Source organism: Chelativorans sp. Marseille-P2723 (assembly GCF_902809845.1).
Taxonomy (GTDB): Bacteria; Pseudomonadota; Alphaproteobacteria; order Rhizobiales; family Rhizobiaceae; genus Chelativorans.
The window spans coordinates 594,672-613,665 of record NZ_CADDWI010000013.1 but is presented as its reverse complement, the minus strand read 5'-3'; the positions used below and the strand labels follow the sequence as shown (position 1 = coordinate 613,665).

At 60.9% G+C, this 18,994-nt stretch carries 12 protein-coding genes and 3 pseudogenes; 6 read left to right on the top strand and 9 right to left on the bottom strand.

Translation table 11 applies throughout. The annotated features are described in order from the left end of the window. Nucleotides 1–13 precede the first annotated feature (13 nt). Both HUS57_RS14315 and HUS57_RS14310 read right to left on the bottom strand, forming a co-directional pair. Nucleotides 14–1,870, bottom strand: coding sequence for an extracellular solute-binding protein (locus HUS57_RS14315; protein WP_173934573.1), 1,857 nt, complete (start codon nt 1,868–1,870; stop codon nt 14–16). Between the two features lie 5 nt (nt 1,871–1,875). Further along, a complete protein-coding gene (locus tag HUS57_RS14310; protein ID WP_173934572.1) occupies nt 1,876–3,756 on the bottom strand; it encodes an extracellular solute-binding protein in 1,881 nt (626 codons plus the stop codon). A gap of 298 nt (nt 3,757–4,054) precedes the next feature. Between HUS57_RS14310 and HUS57_RS14305 the strand changes: the two genes are divergently transcribed. Continuing rightward, nucleotides 4,055–4,555, top strand: a complete 501-nt coding sequence (locus tag HUS57_RS14305; RefSeq protein ID WP_173934571.1) for an MmcB family DNA repair protein — start codon at nt 4,055–4,057, stop codon at nt 4,553–4,555. A gap of 123 nt (nt 4,556–4,678) precedes the next feature. Here the strand turns inward: HUS57_RS14305 and HUS57_RS14300 are convergent, their stop codons facing one another. From HUS57_RS14300 to hrpB, 3 genes and pseudogenes are all read right to left on the bottom strand, one after another. Continuing rightward, nucleotides 4,679–5,245, bottom strand: coding sequence for an ActR/PrrA/RegA family redox response regulator transcription factor (locus HUS57_RS14300; RefSeq protein WP_173934570.1), 567 nt, complete (start codon nt 5,243–5,245; stop codon nt 4,679–4,681). 31 nt (nt 5,246–5,276) lie between these two features. After that, the gene (locus tag HUS57_RS14295; RefSeq protein WP_173935206.1) at nt 5,277–6,617 is read right to left on the bottom strand and encodes an ActS/PrrB/RegB family redox-sensitive histidine kinase; all 1,341 of its coding nucleotides are present in this window, start codon (nt 6,615–6,617) and stop codon (nt 5,277–5,279) included. Between the two features lie 38 nt (nt 6,618–6,655). After that, nucleotides 6,656–9,111 (bottom strand): annotated as a pseudogene (hrpB, locus tag HUS57_RS14290) (ATP-dependent helicase HrpB). A gap of 496 nt (nt 9,112–9,607) precedes the next feature. Between hrpB and HUS57_RS14285 the strand changes: the two are divergent. Then, nucleotides 9,608–10,453: a phosphogluconate dehydrogenase C-terminal domain-containing protein gene (locus HUS57_RS14285; RefSeq protein ID WP_173934569.1), complete on the top strand. Its 846-nt coding sequence runs from the start codon at nt 9,608–9,610 to the stop codon at nt 10,451–10,453. 987 nt (nt 10,454–11,440) lie between these two features. On the opposite strand, the pseudogene HUS57_RS14280 reads toward HUS57_RS14285, so the two are convergent. The 3 genes and pseudogenes from HUS57_RS14280 to gshB all read right to left on the bottom strand — a co-directional run bounded on the left by HUS57_RS14280 (nt 11,441) and on the right by gshB (nt 14,881). Then, nucleotides 11,441–12,165 (bottom strand): annotated as a pseudogene (locus HUS57_RS14280) (IS5 family transposase). A gap of 89 nt (nt 12,166–12,254) precedes the next feature. After that, a complete protein-coding gene (locus tag HUS57_RS14275; protein WP_173934568.1) occupies nt 12,255–13,787 on the bottom strand; it encodes a YifB family Mg chelatase-like AAA ATPase in 1,533 nt (510 codons plus the stop codon). Between the two features lie 149 nt (nt 13,788–13,936). Next, nucleotides 13,937–14,881, bottom strand: coding sequence for a glutathione synthase (gshB, locus tag HUS57_RS14270; RefSeq protein WP_173934567.1), 945 nt, complete (start codon nt 14,879–14,881; stop codon nt 13,937–13,939). A gap of 276 nt (nt 14,882–15,157) precedes the next feature. On the opposite strand from gshB, the pseudogene HUS57_RS18015 reads away from it, so the two are divergent. After that, nucleotides 15,158–15,347, top strand: a pseudogene (locus tag HUS57_RS18015) (IS630 family transposase); the annotation flags it as partial. A 365-nt stretch (nt 15,348–15,712) separates the two neighbouring features. Here the strand turns inward: HUS57_RS18015 and nth are convergent. After that, nucleotides 15,713–16,501: an endonuclease III gene (gene nth / locus HUS57_RS14265; RefSeq protein ID WP_173934566.1), complete on the bottom strand. Its 789-nt coding sequence runs from the start codon at nt 16,499–16,501 to the stop codon at nt 15,713–15,715. Between the two features lie 21 nt (nt 16,502–16,522). Here nth and HUS57_RS14260 point away from each other — a divergent pair, with 21 nt between their 5' ends. The 3 genes from HUS57_RS14260 to HUS57_RS14250 all read left to right on the top strand — a co-directional run bounded on the left by HUS57_RS14260 (nt 16,523) and on the right by HUS57_RS14250 (nt 18,926). Beyond that, entirely contained in the window at nt 16,523–17,005 is a 483-nt protein-coding gene (locus HUS57_RS14260; protein ID WP_173934565.1) for a DUF2244 domain-containing protein, read from the top strand. A gap of 63 nt (nt 17,006–17,068) precedes the next feature. Further along, nucleotides 17,069–17,950, top strand: coding sequence for a methylated-DNA--[protein]-cysteine S-methyltransferase (locus tag HUS57_RS14255; RefSeq protein ID WP_173934564.1), 882 nt, complete (start codon nt 17,069–17,071; stop codon nt 17,948–17,950). 70 nt (nt 17,951–18,020) lie between these two features. Next, a complete protein-coding gene (locus HUS57_RS14250; protein WP_173934563.1) occupies nt 18,021–18,926 on the top strand; it encodes a ribokinase in 906 nt (301 codons plus the stop codon). Nucleotides 18,927–18,994 lie beyond the last annotated feature (68 nt).

Genomic DNA, 18,994 nt, shown 5'->3' with positions numbered 1-18,994 from the left:
TTCTGCCGGTAGATTACGCCTTCTCCCGCTCGTACCACCACAAGGCTTCCACGGGGAAGAAGTAATCGGGCTTTTTCTCCTTGAAGCCGAACAGGTCCCAATGTGCAACCCTGCGATAGCCGGAATGCCAGTTCGGGATCCAATCCTGCCGTGCCCGCAGCACGCGATCGAGAGCGCGCATGGAAACGATCAGCTCTTGGCGGCTTTTCGCGCTGCCAGCGTTTTCCACCAGCCCGTCGATGGCGGGGTCAGCTGTTCCGGTGTAATTGCTGGAACCTTCCATGGCCGCGGCGCGGGAATGGAAGAGAAGCTCCAGGCTGTCTCGCGTCGGCGTTGCTGCGAGCAGGACCCTGTGGCCAATCATGTCGTAATCGAAACTCATGACGCGCACCTGATACTGGGATGCATCGAGCAGGCGAATCGACGCATCGATGCCGATGGCGCGTAGATTCTCGATGAATGGCATCGTGACCTGGACGAAAACCTCGTCCCTGACGATGTGCTCCAGCGTCAGCCTTTCACCCGCCTTATTGTGCAGAAACTGGCCCTTGCGCTCCCAGCCTGCTTCCGCAAGAAGCTCCTGAGCCCTCGACAGGAGACGGCGGTCCCTTCCCGACCCGTTGGAAACCGGCGGCACGAACGGCTCTCCAAAAGCAGCCTCGGGTATCTGCCCGCGAAAGCGCTCCAGAATCGCAAGCTCCTCGGGCGATGGTTTCCCCTCTGCCTTGAACTCGGATTGTTCAAAGGGTGAGTGGCTGCGTTCGTAAATGCCATAGAAAAAATTCCGGTTGGTCCATTCGAAATCGAAACACAGCCCGATCGCCTCCCGCACGCGCGGATCGCGAAACCGGGACCTGCGCTGGTTGAGCGCCCAGCCCTGCAGGTTCGGCCGCAACTCGCTCGGGATCTCACGCTTTACCACCTTGCCTTCCGTAACGGCCGGAAACTCGTAAGCGGTCGCCCACAAGCGCGAGGTCGGCTCCTCCCGCCACAACGTTTCGCCTTTTTTGAAGGCCTCGAAGGCCGCGTTGCGGTCGCGGTAGAAATCGATGCGGATACGGTCGAAGTGGTAAAGCCCGCGAATCACGGGTAGATCGCGGGCCCAATAACCTTCTACACGGTCGTACTCGATATAGCGCCCAGCGGAGAAACGCCCGACCTTGTACGGCCCCGAGCCAAGCAGGGCTTCAAGCCGCGAGCTGTCGAAAGCCTGGTCACGCAGCGCTGCCTTGGAAAAGACGGGAAACTGTACTGCGCTCAGAAATGTGCGCTCAGACTGCTTTCCAGAAAAGCCGAGACGGAACTCGTGCTTTCCCAAAGCTTCCGCAGATGTCATCTCCGAAAGAGAAAGCGCAATCTGCGGATGGCCCTTATCCTTGAGCAGATCATAGCTGAAGGCCACATCTTCCGCCGTCACCGAAGATCCGTCATGAAAGCGTGCTTCCGGGCGCAGCCTGAAGGTGAAACTGTTGCGGTCATCTGAAACGACGACGCTTTCTGCTAGTAGCCCGTAGACGGCATCCGGCTCGTCCCAGGCCCAGGCCATCAGTGAATCGAAGCACATTTCCATACGCGGCGGAGCATCGCCCGTCCGCACGAAGCTGTTCAGCGTGTTGAAGGTGAGCACGTTCTGATTGTAGTACCAGTAGCTCGGCTGGAAATTGAAGGTGCCTCCCTTCGGTGCTTCCGGACTGGCATAATCGAAATGCGCAAAGTTGGGCGGATACTTCAGATCACCGAACGCGGACAGCCCATGCAGCGGCACGCCCGTAGCCGTCTGCGCGAAGAGCGGCCGGCAGAAGATCGGCGCGACCGCCGCTGCCCCGGAGACCTTCAGGAATTCGCGTCGCGAGGATCTTACAGAGCGCATGGGCGTCAATTCTGGCTTCTGTACTTGGAGGCAAGCGCGGCTTCGCGTTCGGGATCGATCCACCAGGATTCGATGTCCACGCCAGCATAGCTGGGCTGGTTCTCCGGAATGCCGAACTTGTTCCAATAAGCGTAGCGCAGCGTCGGCTGATAGTATTGAGGTATCGTGTAATAGTTCCACAGCAGCACGCGGTCGAGCGCCCGCGTCGCAGCAACCAGGTCCTCGCGATCCTTCGCATAGATGATCTTCTCGATCAGCGCATCGACCACGGGGTCGCTGATGCCTGCAAGGTTCCGCGAGCCGGGAATATTGACGGCTTCGGTGCTCCAGAAATCGCGCTGCTCGTTGCCGGGAGAGAGGGATTGGGCAAAGCGTGACGTCACCACGTCGAAATCGAAATTCTGGACGCGCTGAATATATTGCGATGTATCGACAATGCGCAGCGTGGCGTCGATACCGATCCGCCTCAGATTCGGGATGATGCCGCTAGTGATGATTTCCGCTGTCGGCGCAGCGCCAAGGAACTCGATCCGGAACTGCTCGCCCGTCTGCCTGTTCACCATGCGGCCATCGCGGATTTCCCATCCCGCCTCGTTGAAGAGTTGGACCGCCTCGCGCAAATATTGCCGCTCAGCCTGGGGTGAATCATGGACCGGCAGCTTGAACTCTTCCGTAAAGAGTTCCGGCGGAAGCTGGTCGCGGAATTCCTCCAGAATTTCGAGCTCCCGCCCATCGGGCAGCCCGGTCGCCGCAAGTTCAGACCTTTCAAAATAGCTGCTGAAGCGCGCATTAAGTCCAAAGAAGTGCGTCCGGTTCTGCTCCTCGAAATTATAGGCTAGCGTGAGCGCTTCCCGAACCCGGCTATCGGCAAACCGCTTCCGCCGCATGTTGGGCACGAAGGCCTGTAACGCTTCGGCGCTTGTGCTTTCAAATTCGCGTTTGACGACATCTCCATCCCTTGCCGCCGGGAAATTGTACTCGGTGGACCAGCGCCGTGTGCTCACCTCGCGCCGGATGTCTTCCACGCCACCCTTCTGGAAGGCGAGGAACTGCGCGTTATCGTCCTGGAAATAGGTGTAGCGGCGCCGGTCGTAATTGTAGCGGCCAATATTTACCGGCAGATCGCTTGCCCAATAATCCTCAACCCTCTCCCAGACGATTTCAGAACCGGGCCTGAAGGTTGCTATGCGATAGGGGCCGCTCCCCAGTGGCGCTTCGAGTGTCGGCTGGCGTATGTCGCGCTGGCGTCCCCGCGAATCGACGCCATCCCACCAATGCTTGGGCAGTACGGGTAGATCGCCCATGATATGCGGCAACTCGCGATTGCCGGACTGGTCGAAGCGGAATTCCACCTCGCGCTCCGAAAGCGCCACCGCCTCGCTGACATTTGCGAAATAGCGGTTGTGCTGGGGACTGATCTCCTTGAGGATTTCGAGCGACCACACGACGTCGCCCGCCGTGATGGGCTTGCCGTCATGCCAGCGTGCATCGGGGTTCAGCCGGTAGGTCGCGGAAGAATAATCCTCCGGATATTTAAATGCCTCCGCGATGAGCGGGTGGCTCGTGCCGGCAGCCTCAAGCGACTGCTGCATCAACGTCTCCCAGAGCAGGCCGCCGAAATAGGACAGACCCGCCGCCGGCGTGCCCCGCACGATAAATGGATTGAAGCTGTCAAAAGTGCCGAACGCAGAGATGTTCAGTGTACCGCCCTTCGGCGCGTCCGGATTGACATAGCTGTATCGCTCGAAAGGACGGGTCTCGATCTCAGAGTCGATGAGCGAACTGGAGGTGCGCCAATCTTGAGCGTTAGCCCCCATCGCCGCCAGGCTGGGGACCAGGGCGAGAAACAGGGCCATCAGCCGTGGTAGACTCAATCCGCTCGGCATATGCGTCCTCCGGTTCCGTTCTTTTCCGCCAAGGTAGTCCATCCGGCAACGAAGGCAAACGCACTGGCGAACAAAAAGACGAGGCTGATAATGGCGTAGCCGAGCACCCGCCAGGATTCCGAACCGTTAGCGGTGCGAAATTGAATGGAGGGGGAACTAACCGAGCGCTTTCTTGCGGGCGCTTCGCGACCTGGAGCATATGAGCAACCGACATTTCTTCTGAAGGCAACGTCACACCGCCATGGCGATCGCATTCGAGGAGCTTTTTTTTGGCATTTTTTGCTGGCATTGTCGTTCCATGCCGATCGTTTCCCCTTTCGCCCCCAATCCTCTGGCCGATGGCCGCCAATCCGAGCGCGCGTTGATCATCCGCCGGGGTGTCCAACGCCTGCTCCTGCAAATGGGTGCGGCCGTCCTGCCAGAAGTTTCGCTCGCCACGGGGCGCCGCGCCGATCTCATCGCGCTGACCGCAAAGGGCGGCATCTGGATTATCGAAATCAAGTCCTCGGTCGAGGATTATCGCGTGGACCGGAAATGGCCGGAATACCGCCTCCATTGCGACCGCTTTTTCTTCGCCTCGCATCCTGACGTACCTGTGGAGATTTTTCCGGAGGAATGCGGCTTCATTCTTTCCGACGGTTACGGAGCTGAAATTTTGCGCGAAGCGCCGGAGCACCGGCTTGCGCCTGCCACCCGCAGGTCAATGATGCTGCGTTTCGCGCGCACCGGGGCCCTGCGCCTGACGACGGCGGAACTGGCCGGTGTATCCGTTCCCTCGCTCGATGGAGAGGAAGCCTGAGCATCCAATGGCCCCGCCCTCTGGCTGAGGGCCTCTCCTGACGAACGCTCATAGAAAAACCGCCCTATGTCGCTTTTTCGACCAAAGTTCATTTCATGGAAACGCGAAATGATCTTAGTTGCTCTAGCGGGGAGCACGCTTGGCGAGAATGCGCTGCAGGGTTCGCCTGTGCATGTTGAGCCTGCGCGCCGTTTCCGACACGTTGCGGTCACACATCTCATAGACGCGCTGGATATGCTCCCAACGTACCCTGTCGGCGGACATCGGGTTTTCCGGCGGCTCTGCTTTTTCATCCGGCCGGCGCATGAGGGCGGCGTAAATGTCATCCGCGTCCGCAGGCTTGGAAAGGTAATCGACGGCGCCCAGCTTCACTGCTGTCACGGCGGTTGCGATATTGCCGTAGCCGGTAAGAATGATGGTGCGTGCATCCTGCCGTCTCTCGCGGATTGCGGCAACCACATCGAGTCCGTTGCCGTCGCCAAGCCGCATGTCGATGACGGCAAAGGCGGGAGCAGCCGCTTGCACCTTGGTTACTGCTTCTTCAACCGTTTCTGCCGTTTCCACGGAGAATCCGCGCCCTTCCATGGCCCGCGCAAGCCGCGCAAGAAAGGGGCGGTCGTCATCGACGATGAGGAGGGTACGATCGTTTTCGAAAACGTTTTCAGGAAGTTCGCTTGGTCTAGGTTCCATCTTTGGCTCGCTTTTGTCCGGATTTAGGCAGTCAAGCCAAAGATTTCCAGTCTTTCTGCTCCCAAGCCAGACCATTCTCCTCTTTGAGGAACCTTTCCCGCGGCCAGCTTACCGTCACCGAAGCCCCCTTCCCTTGGCCTCCCGCATTCGCAAAGCTCACCATTGCGCCTGACCGCTCCAAAAGCGTCTTGGCAATGAACAGACCCAGCCCTAGCCCGCCGCCGCTGGAGCTTCCTGCCTGCCGGCGCGACATGTAAGGCTCTCCAATGCGATCCATGATCTCGGCAGGAAAGCCCGGGCCATCATCCGTGATGGTGATATGCACCATCTCATCGTCCCATCCCCAGCGGATGCTCACGGAATCGCGCGCAAAGTCGACAGCGTTCTCGACCAGATTGCCCAACCCGTAGAGAACGCCGGGATTACGCCGGCCAACCGGTTCCGGCCCGTGCGTCTTCCCCGGCTCCAGGCGGATATCGATGCCGAAGTCGCGGTGGGGTGCTGCCGTTTCCTCGATAAGCGAGGTGAGCGGAAGACGCGCCAGGTGTTCCTCGCCTTCAGAGGAAAGGCTGGTCAGCCGCTTGAGTATCTCGCGGCAGCGCTCGCTCTGCGAGCGCAGCAGTGTCACATCCTCGTGGAAGCGTGGGTCATCCCCCAGCGCCTTCTCCATTTCCCGCGCAACCAGCGCAATGGTGGCAAGCGGCGTGCCGAGTTCATGCGCCGCAGCGGCCGCAAGGCCGTCCAGCGCTGAAATGTGCTGTTCTCGCTGCAAGACAAGCTCGGTAGCTGTCAGCGCGTTCGCCAAAAGCCGCGCCTCCTCCGCCACCCGGTAGGCATAGATGCCGGTGAAGGCGATGGAGGAGATGATGGCGATCAGCATGCCGGCCGTATAGATAAATGGCACGGAAAGCTCGGTGCCATGATACCACGGAAGCGGCAGATGGAAGATGGCGAGAAGAGCCGTAAGCCCCACGACATAGACGCCGAGAAGAGCCGTCCACATCAGCGGCAGCGAGGCCGCCGAGATGACAACGGGCACCGTCATCAAGATCGAGAAAGGATTGGTGAGCCCGCCTGTCAGATACAGCAGCCCTGCGAGCTGGGAGGCATCGAAGGTGAGAATGGCAAGCGCTGCCAGCGGCGGTAGAAGGTGCGCAGTCGGATAACGGAAGGTCAGATAGAGATTCAGCCAGGCCGAAGCGGCGATAAGCGCAAAACACTCAGCCGTCGGCAGCGGGAAGGAAAGCCCGAAGGCCACCACGAGCACCGCCAAACTCTGCCCGACGATCGCAAGCCATCGCAAGCGGATGAGCGTGTTGAGCCTCAGGCTGCTGCCGAGGCGGGAGTTCGGTTGTTTCAGTTCGTCCAGCATGGTGCCTTTATGGGACGGCATGCACTGCGCACAAAGCACTATTTTCGCCGCGGCCTGGCTCGGCTGGTCGGCTGGGCCGATGCTGGATGTTCCGGCCAGGAATGCTTGGGATACCTACCGCGCATTTCCGAGCGCACATCTGCCCAGGAGCCTTGCCAGAAACCTGGCAGGTCACGCGTTCTCTGAATCGGCCGGAGTGCCGGCGATAGAAGCTCAAGCGTTAGTGGCACACTGCCTCCCACCATAGGATGGTCCCTAAGGCCGAACAGCTCCTGCACGCGTATGGCAAGTACCGCCTCGCCGTTTTCATAGCGTATCGGAACCATGCTTCCCGTCGGCGCCTCGAAATGGGTGGGAGCTGCGTAGTCCACCTGTCTTTGCAGATCGTATGGCACCAGCGACATCAGCCCGTCCGCCATCTGGCGGACGGAAATGGCGAGTAAGGCAGACTCCCCCGTCAGAAATGGTGAAAGCCAGTCTTCGAGCCGGTCAAGAAGCGCTTCGTCCGCGACGTCGGGCCACGGTAGCCCTTGCATCGCGTGAAGGAAGGCAAGTCGAGCGCGCAGCCTCTCCGCCTCCTTCCCCCAGGGAAGGACATCAAGGCCGTGAATTCGTACCGCATCGAGGATGGCGCGGTCCGCCGCCTCTCCTTTTGGCGTAGGTAACGCCTGTTCGGAAAGAACAATAGCACCGAGGCACCGCGTCCTGACCTGGCGCACTATGCCCCTGCCCTTGTCGAAAAGGGTTTGCACCTGCTCTTCGATCCGATCTGCAAGACCGGCGGCAACCTCCTCCTCGTCTATGGCTGCAGCAGCGGCAATGCGGGCGTTGCGCGCTTGCCCCTGAAGATCGGCAACGACGAGAAAAGTTTCGCCCGCCAGCCTCTCGCCGGGGTCGAGGCTGCCCCCGCGCCCATTGGCAAGGAGGAAACGGCCATGCTCGCCCCTTGCGCGGGCGACGCGATCCGGCCACGCGGCGAGCAGAAGAGGCCCGGCAGCGCAGAACTTATCGTCTTCCTGCCTGCCACCAGCAGTCTGGGCAAGCAAATCCGCCAATGCCCGCGCTCGGCGGGCCCGTTCGCTACCGTCGGCTCCAAAACGGGCGAGGCGCTCATCCAGGTCAACGCTCGTACCGCCTAACCCACGCTCGGTAAGGAGCACGGCAAGCCGGGCCGCCGCTTTCACCTGTCCCCGCTCTGCCGCCGTGGCCACCATATGCGCAAGTCGCACGGGCAAGGAGAGCTTGCGCATTGCGGCTCCCTTGCCGGTCAGCCGACCGTCGGCATCGAGCGCTCCAAGCATGGTGAGCAGCGATCGCGCTTCATTGAGTGCAGGCAGCGGCGGAGGATCGAGAAAGGCAAGCTGCCCCGGATCGGTGACGCCGAAAGCCGCACAGTCGAGCAGAAGGTCGGAAAGGTCAGCCTCCAGGATTTCCGGCGGCGTGAAGGCCAAAAGCGCGGCTGTCTGCTGCTCCCGCCACAGGCGACGCCGGGCGCGGTGCGGCCCGCCCGTCCGGCGCGCTGGTCAGCCGATGCGCGTGAGACCCGCACTGTTTCGAGCCGGGTAAGCCCGGTGCCCGGCTCGTATTTGGGCAAGCGCGATAGCCCGCTGTCCACCACTGCGGTTACGCCGTCGATGGTTACGGACGTTTCAGCAAGAGCGGTGGCCAGAACCACCTTGCGCCGCCCTGCAGGAGCAGGCCGGATGGCCGCATCCTGCGCCACTCCGTCAAGGGCACCATGAAGCGGCATAACGTCGACGTTCTCCGCCACGCTGCCGGAAAGCAAGGCTTCTGTACGGGTGATCTCGCGCAGGCCAGGTAGAAAGGCGAGCACGCTGCCGCCGCTTTCTGCAAGCAGCCCGCGGACGGCTCGCGCGACGGCCTCTTCCACCGGCGTTGAAGGCTGCCGCTCGGCATGGCGGATTTCTACGGGGAAACTGCGCCCTTCGCTTCTAAGCACCGGCGCGCCGTCAAGAAGCTTAGCCACGCGCGCCCCGTCAAGGGTGGCCGACATGACGAGGAGGCGCAGGTCCGGGCGTAGCGCGCCCTGGACGTCAAGCGCCAGCGCCAGCGCAAAATCGCCGTCGAGCGAACGCTCATGAAACTCGTCGAAGATAATGGCCGCCACGCCGCCCAGATCGGGGTCGTCAATGATCATGCGCGAGGCGACGCCTTCGGTCACGACGAGAATGCGCGTACGCTCCGTCATCTTGCGTTCCATGCGCATGGCGTAGCCGACAGTGCCGCCTACCTCCTCGCCGAGAAGCGTGGCCATGCGCCTTGCTGCCGCCCGGGCGGCGAGGCGACGTGGCTCCAGAAGCACGATGCGTCCTGCTCCAGTCCACGACGCGTCCAGAAGGGCAAGCGGCACGAGCGTCGTCTTGCCCGCGCCGGGAGGCGCGACCAGTACGGCCCGGTTTTCCGCTTCAAGCGCCTCCTTCAGAGAAGGCAACACAGCGGTGACGGGAAGCTCCGGCAGCTCTTTCTGCGTCATCGAATGGGGATCACGTTGTTTTACGGTATTTGAAATTGGTCAATATTCCTCTGCCTTGTTCAATATCTTCCCGCAAGAAAGATTGGCCTTGAAAGCTGCTTTCGCCAGTTGTGACGCTAGTTCACATCCTGTTAATGTGGTGTCCCTCCTGACTTGATGCAGTTTCCCCATTCGGTGGAGCGAAGCAGGCTCTGCTCCGGCCAAGGTCGGCCTCATAGGTGGCTTGCGCATAGTCCGGTGAGGGCACGGCTCCGCGGCCAACGCCCGCTCGCATTTGGCTTGGCGCGTTCATCGGAGGGCTACCTCACTCGCTTGTGAACAAGTGCTGTCGGCCGATGCAGGCCGGAACGGTAATTAGCTCATCATACCACATCTTGAACGTACAGCGATCTAAAGGCTTCAGCGTAGATTGAGGAATTCGGCGTATTCCTGCTTGTCAGCGCGTCCAGTTGAGCATATAGCTTCCTAATCTGGTATGATGACTCCGGAGGAGGAAATGGCGTTATCCATCGCAGTACTGGGGTCAGGCGGAAAGATGGGCTATCGCGTCACGCGCAAGCTCATTGATGCCGGCTACGACGTTCGCCCTATCGAGATCAGCGAGGCAGGTCGCGAGCGCTTGGCGGAAGCGGGCATTACTCCGGTGGACTTAAAGGAGGGGGTGAACGGCGCCAAGGTGGTCGTGATGGCGTTGCCTGACAATGTGATTGGTAAGGTGACGCAAGAGCTTGTACCTGGCTTGGCTTCGGGGACAATGCTACTCATTCTCGACGCGGCGGCACCCTATGCCGGGGTCCTGCCGGAGGACCGGCCGGACTTGACCTATTTTGTCGGGCATCCGTGCCATCCTCCCCTCTTTAACGACGAGACGGATTGGGAGGCTCGCCGCGATTATCACGGCGGCATTGCCCGCCAGTCGATCGTCTGCGCGCTTATGCAGGGGCCGGAAGAGCACTATGCTCTGGGTGAGGAAATCTGCCGGGCCATGTGGTCGCCGATCAACAATGCCCATCGCGTCACCGTGGAGCAGCTTGCCATTCTCGAACCGGGACTGTCGGAGATGATCGCGATGCCCTTCGTGGACACGATGGTTGAAGCGGTTGAGGAATGCGAGAAGAAATACGGCATCCCGCGCGAGGCAGCCATGGATTTCCTAATCGGCCATCTCAATGTGGAGATCGCCATGTGGTTCGGCTTTTCGCCAAAGGTGCCGTCCGACGCCGCACTGCGGCTGATGCGTTTTGCAAAGAGCCTGGTGGTCCAGCCTGAGTGGCGCGAGGCGCTCTCGCCCGCCAAGGTCCGGGAAGCATCGGAACTGATTGTCCATGGCGAAGGCGCATGAGGTAGCTGACCGAGCGCGGCCTGCAGAACGTCAGCATGTTCGTCAAGAAGGTCCCGCAAGCTGTCGTTCGGCGAGTATCTCAAGCGCGCCATCGTAATGACCTCCGCGACGAAGGTGCTGGGCGCTGGATGTTGGCAGCATGCATAATCGCAGAACTGGCAGTTCGGGAATCCCGGTTTAGCTGAGACCTGAACCGCTCTGATCCGGTCGTTGCGGCTTCGGCGAGCTCTTTTGCGCGCCATTCGCGCGAACTTGGCGTTGAAGATGTTGGTGAGTGGCGACCAGCATCAAATGGCGCGACCTCTTTCGATGATCTTCGCTAGCGTGTCGTTCTGGCGATCGTGGCGGGCGAAAGCTGCCGGAGGGTGGCGCGTTTCGGCATTACCGTATCATCTGCGGTGAAGTGGTCCCAGCCTCACCGGCTAGGCGGCACCGCGAGGCCGGGCAAGACAAGATGGGGGGAAACGTAAGCGGTCTGGAGCCGCACGTGCCTTCATCCCCGAGCGGATCAGCCAGACGCCGCATCCGACGCTGCACAAGCTGAAAGATGCGCGGGGTGAAGGAAGGCGTCACACCATACTGGAAGGTGTCACACCATACTGTATGACGGTTTCCGTGCCGCCAGCGCTGCCGTTCGAAAAACGCTGTTCACTTGAGCAGTCACCTGCCGACATTTCTTCCGGCGGAAAGGCTGGCGTGCCGTTCAGCCCGCGGCTCGCATAAGTTAGCCAGATCACACAGACGATCCGCACCGCCGGTGTGTTAGCATCTGCCGCCTATTGGCCAGACCTCGAACCACTCAGCAGACCCTTGCCAGGATCAAGCACTAACGTCCCTTGGCTCAGGAGCGCGCCCTTGGTCAGACCTGGGCGCCGCATCGACGGTCTCGTCTCCTCAATCCAGCCCAGCGACTGCAGAAACTACATCACTAATGCAGGATATGCCTCTAGCAAACCTGAAAGGCTTTAGGGTGTAGTGACAACTTAATCATTCAAGCCACAGCACGATGCTGGCGATCTTGGCCAGCCGAGCAAGTTGGCGGGAGCTTGTCGTAGCCGGTTGCGATGCTCGCCACTGCTTGAATCTGGCGAAAGATGCCTCGGTGCCCGAGCGGTTCTTGTAGGCGATCCCGTCCTTGTTGTGAGGATGGCGCAGCGGGCTAACGGCTCGCCGCCCTGATCGAGGATCACGTCGTAGAGGCGGTCGGCGTCGTGGGCGCGGTAAGTTGCGCCAATATGCCGTCAATAAGGCCGCAGGCAGGCGCCATGTCCTTCTGCTGGCCGGGTTCGACGGCAACATGGACCGGCAGGCGGAGAGCCTCTGCGACGGCATTGGAGCTTGGTGCTGAGCCGCCGCACGATCGGCCGAGAGCCTGCGCTTCCGCTCCCCCTTTGTACCGCGCTCCGGCGCTTGAGCATGGACAAGGGTGGCATTGATTATCAGCCATTCGAGGTTGGGATCACCGGTAATGGCCTCAAACAGGCGGTCAAAGACGCCAGCCTCGATCCAGCGATAATAGCCTCGCTTCACCGTCTCGTACGGCCGACCTACCTTCCGGTAGGTCGCACCAGCGCGGCTCAAACGTGCCACCATAACAATGCATTGAAGAAGCGGCGATAATCGCTGCGCGGGTCGCGCTTGCCCTTCCGTCCGCCCGGCTCCAACGGCTCGATCTTTTCCCGTGGATCGTCACGAAGAGGTTCACCATCCATCGCCAGCCGCTAAAAGCCAGCGTTGAACCTGATTTGCTCCTAGAGAGAAATCCCCAAGCCTTAAACTGTCACCACAGGCTAGCTTGCCTTCATGCTGCCTGCACAAGCCGGTCGCCGGGCAGACGGTAGGAGATCGCCTCCGCCAGATGGATGCGGCCGACACTGGGCTTTCCCTCCAGATCCGCCAAGGTTCGTGCAACCTTCAATACGCGATGATAGGCGCGGGCCGAAAAGCTCATCTTCTCGCTAGCATCCTCCAGCAATGCGAGCCCGGAAGAATCAGGCGCAGCCACTTCCTCAATGAGCGATGCGGGGCAGCGTGCATTCGTTGCCCAGCCAGGCAATCCAAGCGCGGTGAAGCGGTCTTTCTGTATTTCGCGGGCGCGCGCAACTCGGGCCGCAACCGTCTCGCTCGTCTCCGACCGGCCCGGGCGGATAAGATCATTTGCGGTGACGGCTGGCACGTCTATGCGCAGGTCGATCCGATCCATGAACGGCCCGGAAAGTCGCGCCTGATAATCAATCCGGCAGCGCGGCCCGCGCGCGCAGGAATGTCCTGGTTCCCCAGCCATGCCGCAGCGGCAGGGATTCATGGCCGCCACGAGCTGAATCTGGGCCGGATAGCTGATCCGATGGTTGGCCCTGGCAATAATGCATTCTCCGGTTTCGAGCGGCTGGCGCAGCGAATCCAGCACCTGCGGCGAAAACTCCGGAAGCTCGTCAAGAAAGAGTACGCCATGATGGGCGAGAGAGACCTCGCCAGGCCGGGCGCGCATGCCTCCGCCGACCATCGCCGCCATCGATGCTGAATGATGAGGTGCCCGGAATGGGCGGCTGTCCGACAGGCGACCATCGGCAAGCTCCCCCGCTATGGAGGCAATCATGGAGACCTCCAGCAGTTCGCGCGGCCCCAATGGCGGCAGGATTGAGGGCAACCGCTGTGCCAACATGGACTTGCCTGCGCCCGGTGGGCCGACCATCAAGAGATTGTGCCCGCCGGCGGCGGCCAACTCCAGCGCGCGTCGGGCGCTCTCCTGCCCTTTGATGTCGGCAAGATCTGGCAGCTTTCCGGACGGAGGGCTTATAGCCGGCTCGGGCCGCCGCATCACCTGCGTACCACGAAAATGGTTAGCGAGGGCGATCAGGCTGCGCGGTGCAAGAATGTCGAGCTCGGCGCTTGCCCATGCAGCCTCGGACCCGCAATCATGGGGGCATATCAAGCCTTTCCCCATCGCGTTGGCGCCAATTGCCGCGGGCAGAACGCCTGCCACCCGCGCCACTGTTCCGTCCAGCGCCAATTCCCCAAGTACCACATAGCCGGCTAGCGCATCGGCCGGAATGGCTCCCAGTGCTGCCATGAGTCCCAGCGCAATCGGCAGGTCGTAATGGCTGCCCTCCTTGGGAAGATCCGCGGGCGCCAGGTTGACCGTTACCCGCTTGGGCGGCATCGAGAGCCCTGACGCATGAAGCGCGGCCTGCACCCTCTCCCTGCTTTCCGTCACTGCCTTGTCACCCAGGCCGACGATCTGCATGCCCATCTTACCGGGTGCGACCATCACCTGCACGTCTACGGGAACCGCCTCGATCCCCTCAAACGCTATCGTACGTACCCGTGTTACCATGCTCCCCCGCTCACGGCTCCTCCGCTCCCCGAAGGACAACCAAGCATGGATCACGGATCAGATCAAGAACGTTGCGCGAACAAAATGAACGCTCCGGTTTAACTGGGTTGTATCTTGGTTGCAGAAGGAGAACATCCGGCAGTTAAAGGTCAGCCATTCCGCCGTGCCTCTACGGCATCCCAGAAGAGAGAGGCAATATCCGCCCCACCAAAGCGCTTCACCTCACGTATGCCGGTGGGAGAGGTCACGTTGATCTCTGTAAGATAGTCGCCAATCACGTCGATCCCTACCAGCACGAAGCCGCGCTCCTTGAGCGAGGGACCGATGCGGGCGCAGATTTCGCGTTCGCGCTCGGTGATCTGCGTAGGCTCTGCGCGCCCCCCCACATGCATGTTGGACCGCGAATCATGATCGGCCGGTACCCGGTTGATGGCACCCACGGGCTCACCCTCTATCAGGATGATGCGCTTGTCGCCACTACGTACCTCCTTCAGATAACGCTGCACGATGAAGGGCTCGCGAAAAGTCTCGAGGAAAAGTTCCAGCAGCGCGGCGAGGTTCCGGTCACCCTCCTGCATGTGGAAGATCCCCGCGCCGCCATTGCCGTAAAGCGGTTTGACGATGATATCGCCATGTTCCTTGCGGAAGGCATCCACTTCGTCCGGATCGCGTGTGATCAGCGTTTCCGGCATAAGGTCCGGGAACTCCGTAACGAAGATCTTCTCAGGGCTGTTGCGCACCCAGGCCGGATCGTTGACCACCAAGGTCTTGGGCTGCACGCATTCCAGAATATGGGTAGTGGTGATGTAGTGCATATCGAATGGCGGATCTTGGCGCAGAAGAACCACATCCATTTCCGCAAGGTCGGTGCGTGTGGGGGCGGCAAGCGTGAAATGGCTCCCGGCAACGTCCCGCACCTCAAGGGGCTCCAGCGACGCTATGGCGCGCCGCCCATGCTGGGACAGAGCGTCCGGCGTGTAATGGTAAAGCCTGTGTCCGCGCCTTTGAGCCTCTAGCGCCAGGGCAAAAGTGGTGTCGCCGGCAATCGAGATGCCGGAGATATGATCCATCTGGAACGCAATATTGAGCGCCATCGGCAGCAAGCTCCTGGTTGGTGGGGGGCGCGCTCGCCCAGCGGCAAATGACGCCCCATGCCCTGACCTGTCAAGAAGGGCGGAGCAAGGCATGCTATGCGCCGCGCCAGAATCCTTAAAGCACTTCCTGCGTTTTTATGACTCAATTGTGATGCGACTTTTGCGTTCGCGTGTGATTCAGGTCCATTTTGGCGGAGGTGGATGAAGAGCATTGAGCGCGCAGATCTTCGGCCATGGCCCCTGAAGTGAGGGGCACCGCCCTTTGTGTATGACAGCGTGCTGGTTCCGACCTTGGCACAAGGCGACATAATCGCGATGGACAACCTGGCGGCCCCAAAAGGCCGCAGGCTGCGAGGGAATCAAGACCGCTGCGCGCCCCCTTTGCCTGCCGGCCTTAAATTACAATCCGATCGAGAACGCCTTTGCCAGGCTCAAGGCGCAGCGGCGCGCAAAGGCCGAAAGAACCAACGCCACACTATAAAAGGCGGCCGGACCAATCCTCGACCCCTCGGGAAATGAATTCCCTCATTATGAATGTGATGTCGGTCCCATGAGGCGCATGCTACGAACTATGCGTCCGAGCATCCGCCGTCTCTGCGCTCGTTCGATGTCGGCAATGCTCTTAGTTGTGGGCAGTTGCCGTCAGCTATGGCAGGGTGATGGAACCCATGGATTGAGCCTCAAAGGTGATCCTTTGAAGCTCGGCGCAATGCTGCGCAAAAACGGGCGGGATAATTGGTGCGGCTTCAGAACATGACCAGTTCAGCGCCGCTGACTTTCCAGATCCGGATCGCCTGCGGTAACAGGCCGTGACGACGTGTCATAGCCGCCTTACATCTCCTGCGCTTCGTGCTTCTCCTCAATGGGCTCCCATGGTTCAAGGGGAGCGGGAACGGCCGTAGTCTTTTCCGGCGCCTTGCACAAGTCGGCGATGATGCATGCGGGGCAGTCGGGCTTGCGTGCCTTGCAGACGTACCGGCCATGCAGGATGAGCCAATGGTGAGCATGCTGTAGAAATTCCTCCGGCACAACTTCAAGTAGAGACAACTCCACCTCTTCAGGCGTCTTTCCAGGCGCTAGGAGGATACGGTTCGCTATGCGGAAGATATGGGTATCGACGGCAATTGTGGGCTGGCCAAACGCCATATTCAGCACCACATTCGCGGTTTTCCGCCCGACCCCAGGGAGTTTCGTAAGCGCGTCGCGGTCGCCAGGCACCTGTCCGCCATGGTCGCGGATCAACGCTTCGGAAAGGGCGATGACGTTCTTTGCCTTGTTGCGCCACAAGCCGATCGTGCGGATATATTCCCCGAGCCTTTCTTCGCCCAGGGCAACCATCTTTTCCGGCCTGTCGGCTATCTGGAAAAGCGGCCGTGTCGCCTTGTTGACGCCGACGTCGGTTGCCTGTGCCGAGAGCGCCACGGCGACGAGTAGGGTGAAGGGGTTCACATGCTCGAGTTCGCCCTTGGGTTCCGGCCGCTGGACGCGGAACCGGCGGAAGATTTCCGCCACCTCGTTGGGGGTATAGGCGGTCAGAGCCTTCTTCCTTGATCGTCTGCGGGGCTTTACGGATGAAGCCGACGCGCTATCTGCGGCTTTTTGGGATTTCTGCTTTGTCATTCTGCCTCTATAATTCGGATGATGGATGAAATGAATGCCGATACGCCCTTCTTCAAGGCGCTTCTCGTTCCTCATCGTTCGCTGGGGAGGCAGGGCTTTCTTGTGCTGATGACCTCGCTCGTGCTGTTGTGGCTTACGGTGGGCGCCATTTTCCTTTCGATGGGGGCATGGCCGATCTTCGGCTTTTTCGGCCTCGACGTTCTGGCGCTCTACCTCGCTTTCCGGCTGAATTATCGCGCAGCCCGCGTGCGAGAGGAGGTGACGCTGTCCCGCACCAGCCTGCACATTCGCAAGGTGCCGCCATCCGGCCCGGCGGAGGAACATGAGTTCAACCCCTTCTGGACCCGCTTCCGAGTGGATCGGCACGCAGAGATCGGAATCACCAGCATGGCGGTGGAGGCGCGGGAGCGCAGCGTCAAGCTCGGCAGCTTCCTCAACCCGGAGGATCGTGAGAGCTTTGCAGGAGCTTTCAACCGCGCGCTTGCAACCGCAAAAGGGTGGTAGCGGGCAAGAATCGGGTGGAGGGGCGCTTTCTCACCTCGCATATTCAGGGCAAGGAGAAACAAAATGAATGCAAACCTTGCCATACTCGAGCGCGATGTCACGCCTGAGGGCGGTGACTACGAGATCGTGCGCCGAGTGATCGAAAAGATCAGCCTCGACTATCGTAACCAACCCTCGCTGGAGGCGCTCGCGGCGGAACTGGGCGAAACGCCCACCAGTCTTCAGAAGGTGTTCACCCGCTGGGCGGGGCTTTCGCCAAAGACCTTTTTGCAGGCAGTTACGCTGGATCATGCACGACGCCTGCTCGACAGCGGCATGCCCCTTCTGGAGACGGCGCTGGAGCTGGGATTGTCCGGACCCGGCCGCCTGCACGATCTGTTTGTCACGCATGAGGCGCTATCACCGGGCGATTACAAGGCGCGCGGCAGGGGGTTGACGATCAGCTATGGCTACCATCAGTCACCCTTCGGTATGGCCCTGGTCATGGTAACTGAGCGCGGCCTTGCGGGACTAGCCTTTGCCGATGCGGGCGAGGAAGCGCTGGTCTTCGCGGATATGCGCTCGCGCTGGCCTAACGCCGCCTATGCGGAGGATATTTCCGCCACTGCCCCTTACGCCGCGCGAATCTTCAATCCGGAGCGGTGGCGGGCCGACGAGCCGCTGCGCGTGGTCTTCATCGGTACGGATTTCCAGATTCGGGTTTGGGAGGCGCTCCTGCGGATCCCCATGGGAAGCGGCCGCGCCTATTCGCAGATTGCTGCGGGGATCGGATGCCCATCCGCGCGCGCGGTTGGCGCAGCGGTTGGCGCCAACCCGGTTTCCTTTGTCGTGCCCTGCCATCGCGCACTGGGAAAATCCGGCGCGCTGACCGGCTACCACTGGGGCCTTACGCGCAAGCGCGCTATGCTTGGCTGGGAAGCGGCTCAGCTTCAAAGGAGCGTTTGATTGCGCTTTCCGCTAGGCGGCCGGGCGCAAAGAGGTTAGCTTCCCGCCTGAAGGTGTGGGAGGTTTTTTTGTGATCAGCGTCATCGGTTCCATTAATCTGGATCTGATCGCCCGCGTGAAAAGATTGCCCGCTCCGGGCGAAACGATCCCGGGTACCGATTTTTCCACCGCGCCAGGCGGCAAAGGCGCAAACCAGGCGCTTGCTGCGCGCAGAGCCGGAGCCCCTGTGCGCATGGTCGGGGCGACGGGCAGGGACGCCTTTGCGGAGCAGGCGTTGTCTTTACTCGGCGAGGCCGGCGTCGATCTCACATCGGTCAAGAAAACGGGTGCGCCCACCGGCACGGCGATGATCCTCGTCGATGATGGCGGGGAGAACATGATTGCCGTCATTCCCGGCGCGAATGCGGATGTTTCCGAGCAGGCGGTGCGCGGCGCAGAACTTCGGGGCGGCGAGATTGTTCTGCTGCAGCACGAAATTCCGCTGTCCACCGTCGAAGCAGCGCTAGAGGCGGCCCGCGCCGCTGGCGCGGTCTCCCTTCTTAACACCGCGCCTTTCTACGCAGAGGCAGCGCGATTTCTGCCGCTGGCTGACTATATCATCGCCAATGAGACGGAATTTGACCTCTACGCGGCTGAACTTGCGCTGGAAGGGAGTGGAAGGGAAGCGCGGATGCGGACTTTTGCGAAAAGGACCGGCCGCACCATCGTGGTCACCCTTGGCAGGGAGGGTGTTGTCTCAGCCACGAAAGAAACGTTCCTGCATGTGCCGACGCTCTCCATCACCCCGGTCGATACCGTGGGTGCCGGGGACACCTTCTGCGGCTATTTCGCAGCCGGGCTGGCTGCAGGCATGAATCTGGAAGCCGCTCTCAGGCAGGCTGCCATTGCTGGTGCGCTGGCTTGTCTGAAGATGGGCGCGCAACCATCCATTCCCCTGAGGAGCGAAGTGGAAGGGGCAAAGAGCTTCGCCCGATAGTCAGGGAGATGGCTGATGAACAGCCGGCAAGCCGCACCGATTGAAGGGTCTTCTGGCTGCCCCTAGTT

Bases quoted from the DNA above. Each gene is read 5' to 3' on its own strand.
- HUS57_RS14315 (WP_173934573.1), bottom strand. From the start codon at position 1,870: ATGCGCTCTGTAAGATCCTCGCGACGCGAATTCCTGAAGGTCTCCGGG.
- HUS57_RS14310 (WP_173934572.1), bottom strand. From the start codon at position 3,756: ATGCCGAGCGGATTGAGTCTACCACGGCTGATGGCCCTGTTTCTCGCC.
- HUS57_RS14305 (WP_173934571.1), top strand. From the start codon at position 4,055: ATGCCGATCGTTTCCCCTTTCGCCCCCAATCCTCTGGCCGATGGCCGC.
- HUS57_RS14300 (WP_173934570.1), bottom strand. From the start codon at position 5,245: ATGGAACCTAGACCAAGCGAACTTCCTGAAAACGTTTTCGAAAACGAT.
- HUS57_RS14295 (WP_173935206.1), bottom strand. From the start codon at position 6,617: ATGCTGGACGAACTGAAACAACCGAACTCCCGCCTCGGCAGCAGCCTG.
- HUS57_RS14285 (WP_173934569.1), top strand. From the start codon at position 9,608: ATGGCGTTATCCATCGCAGTACTGGGGTCAGGCGGAAAGATGGGCTAT.
- HUS57_RS14275 (WP_173934568.1), bottom strand. From the start codon at position 13,787: ATGGTAACACGGGTACGTACGATAGCGTTTGAGGGGATCGAGGCGGTT.
- gshB (WP_173934567.1), bottom strand. From the start codon at position 14,881: ATGGCGCTCAATATTGCGTTCCAGATGGATCATATCTCCGGCATCTCG.
- nth (WP_173934566.1), bottom strand. From the start codon at position 16,501: ATGACAAAGCAGAAATCCCAAAAAGCCGCAGATAGCGCGTCGGCTTCA.
- HUS57_RS14260 (WP_173934565.1), top strand. From the start codon at position 16,523: ATGGATGAAATGAATGCCGATACGCCCTTCTTCAAGGCGCTTCTCGTT.
- HUS57_RS14255 (WP_173934564.1), top strand. From the start codon at position 17,069: ATGAATGCAAACCTTGCCATACTCGAGCGCGATGTCACGCCTGAGGGC.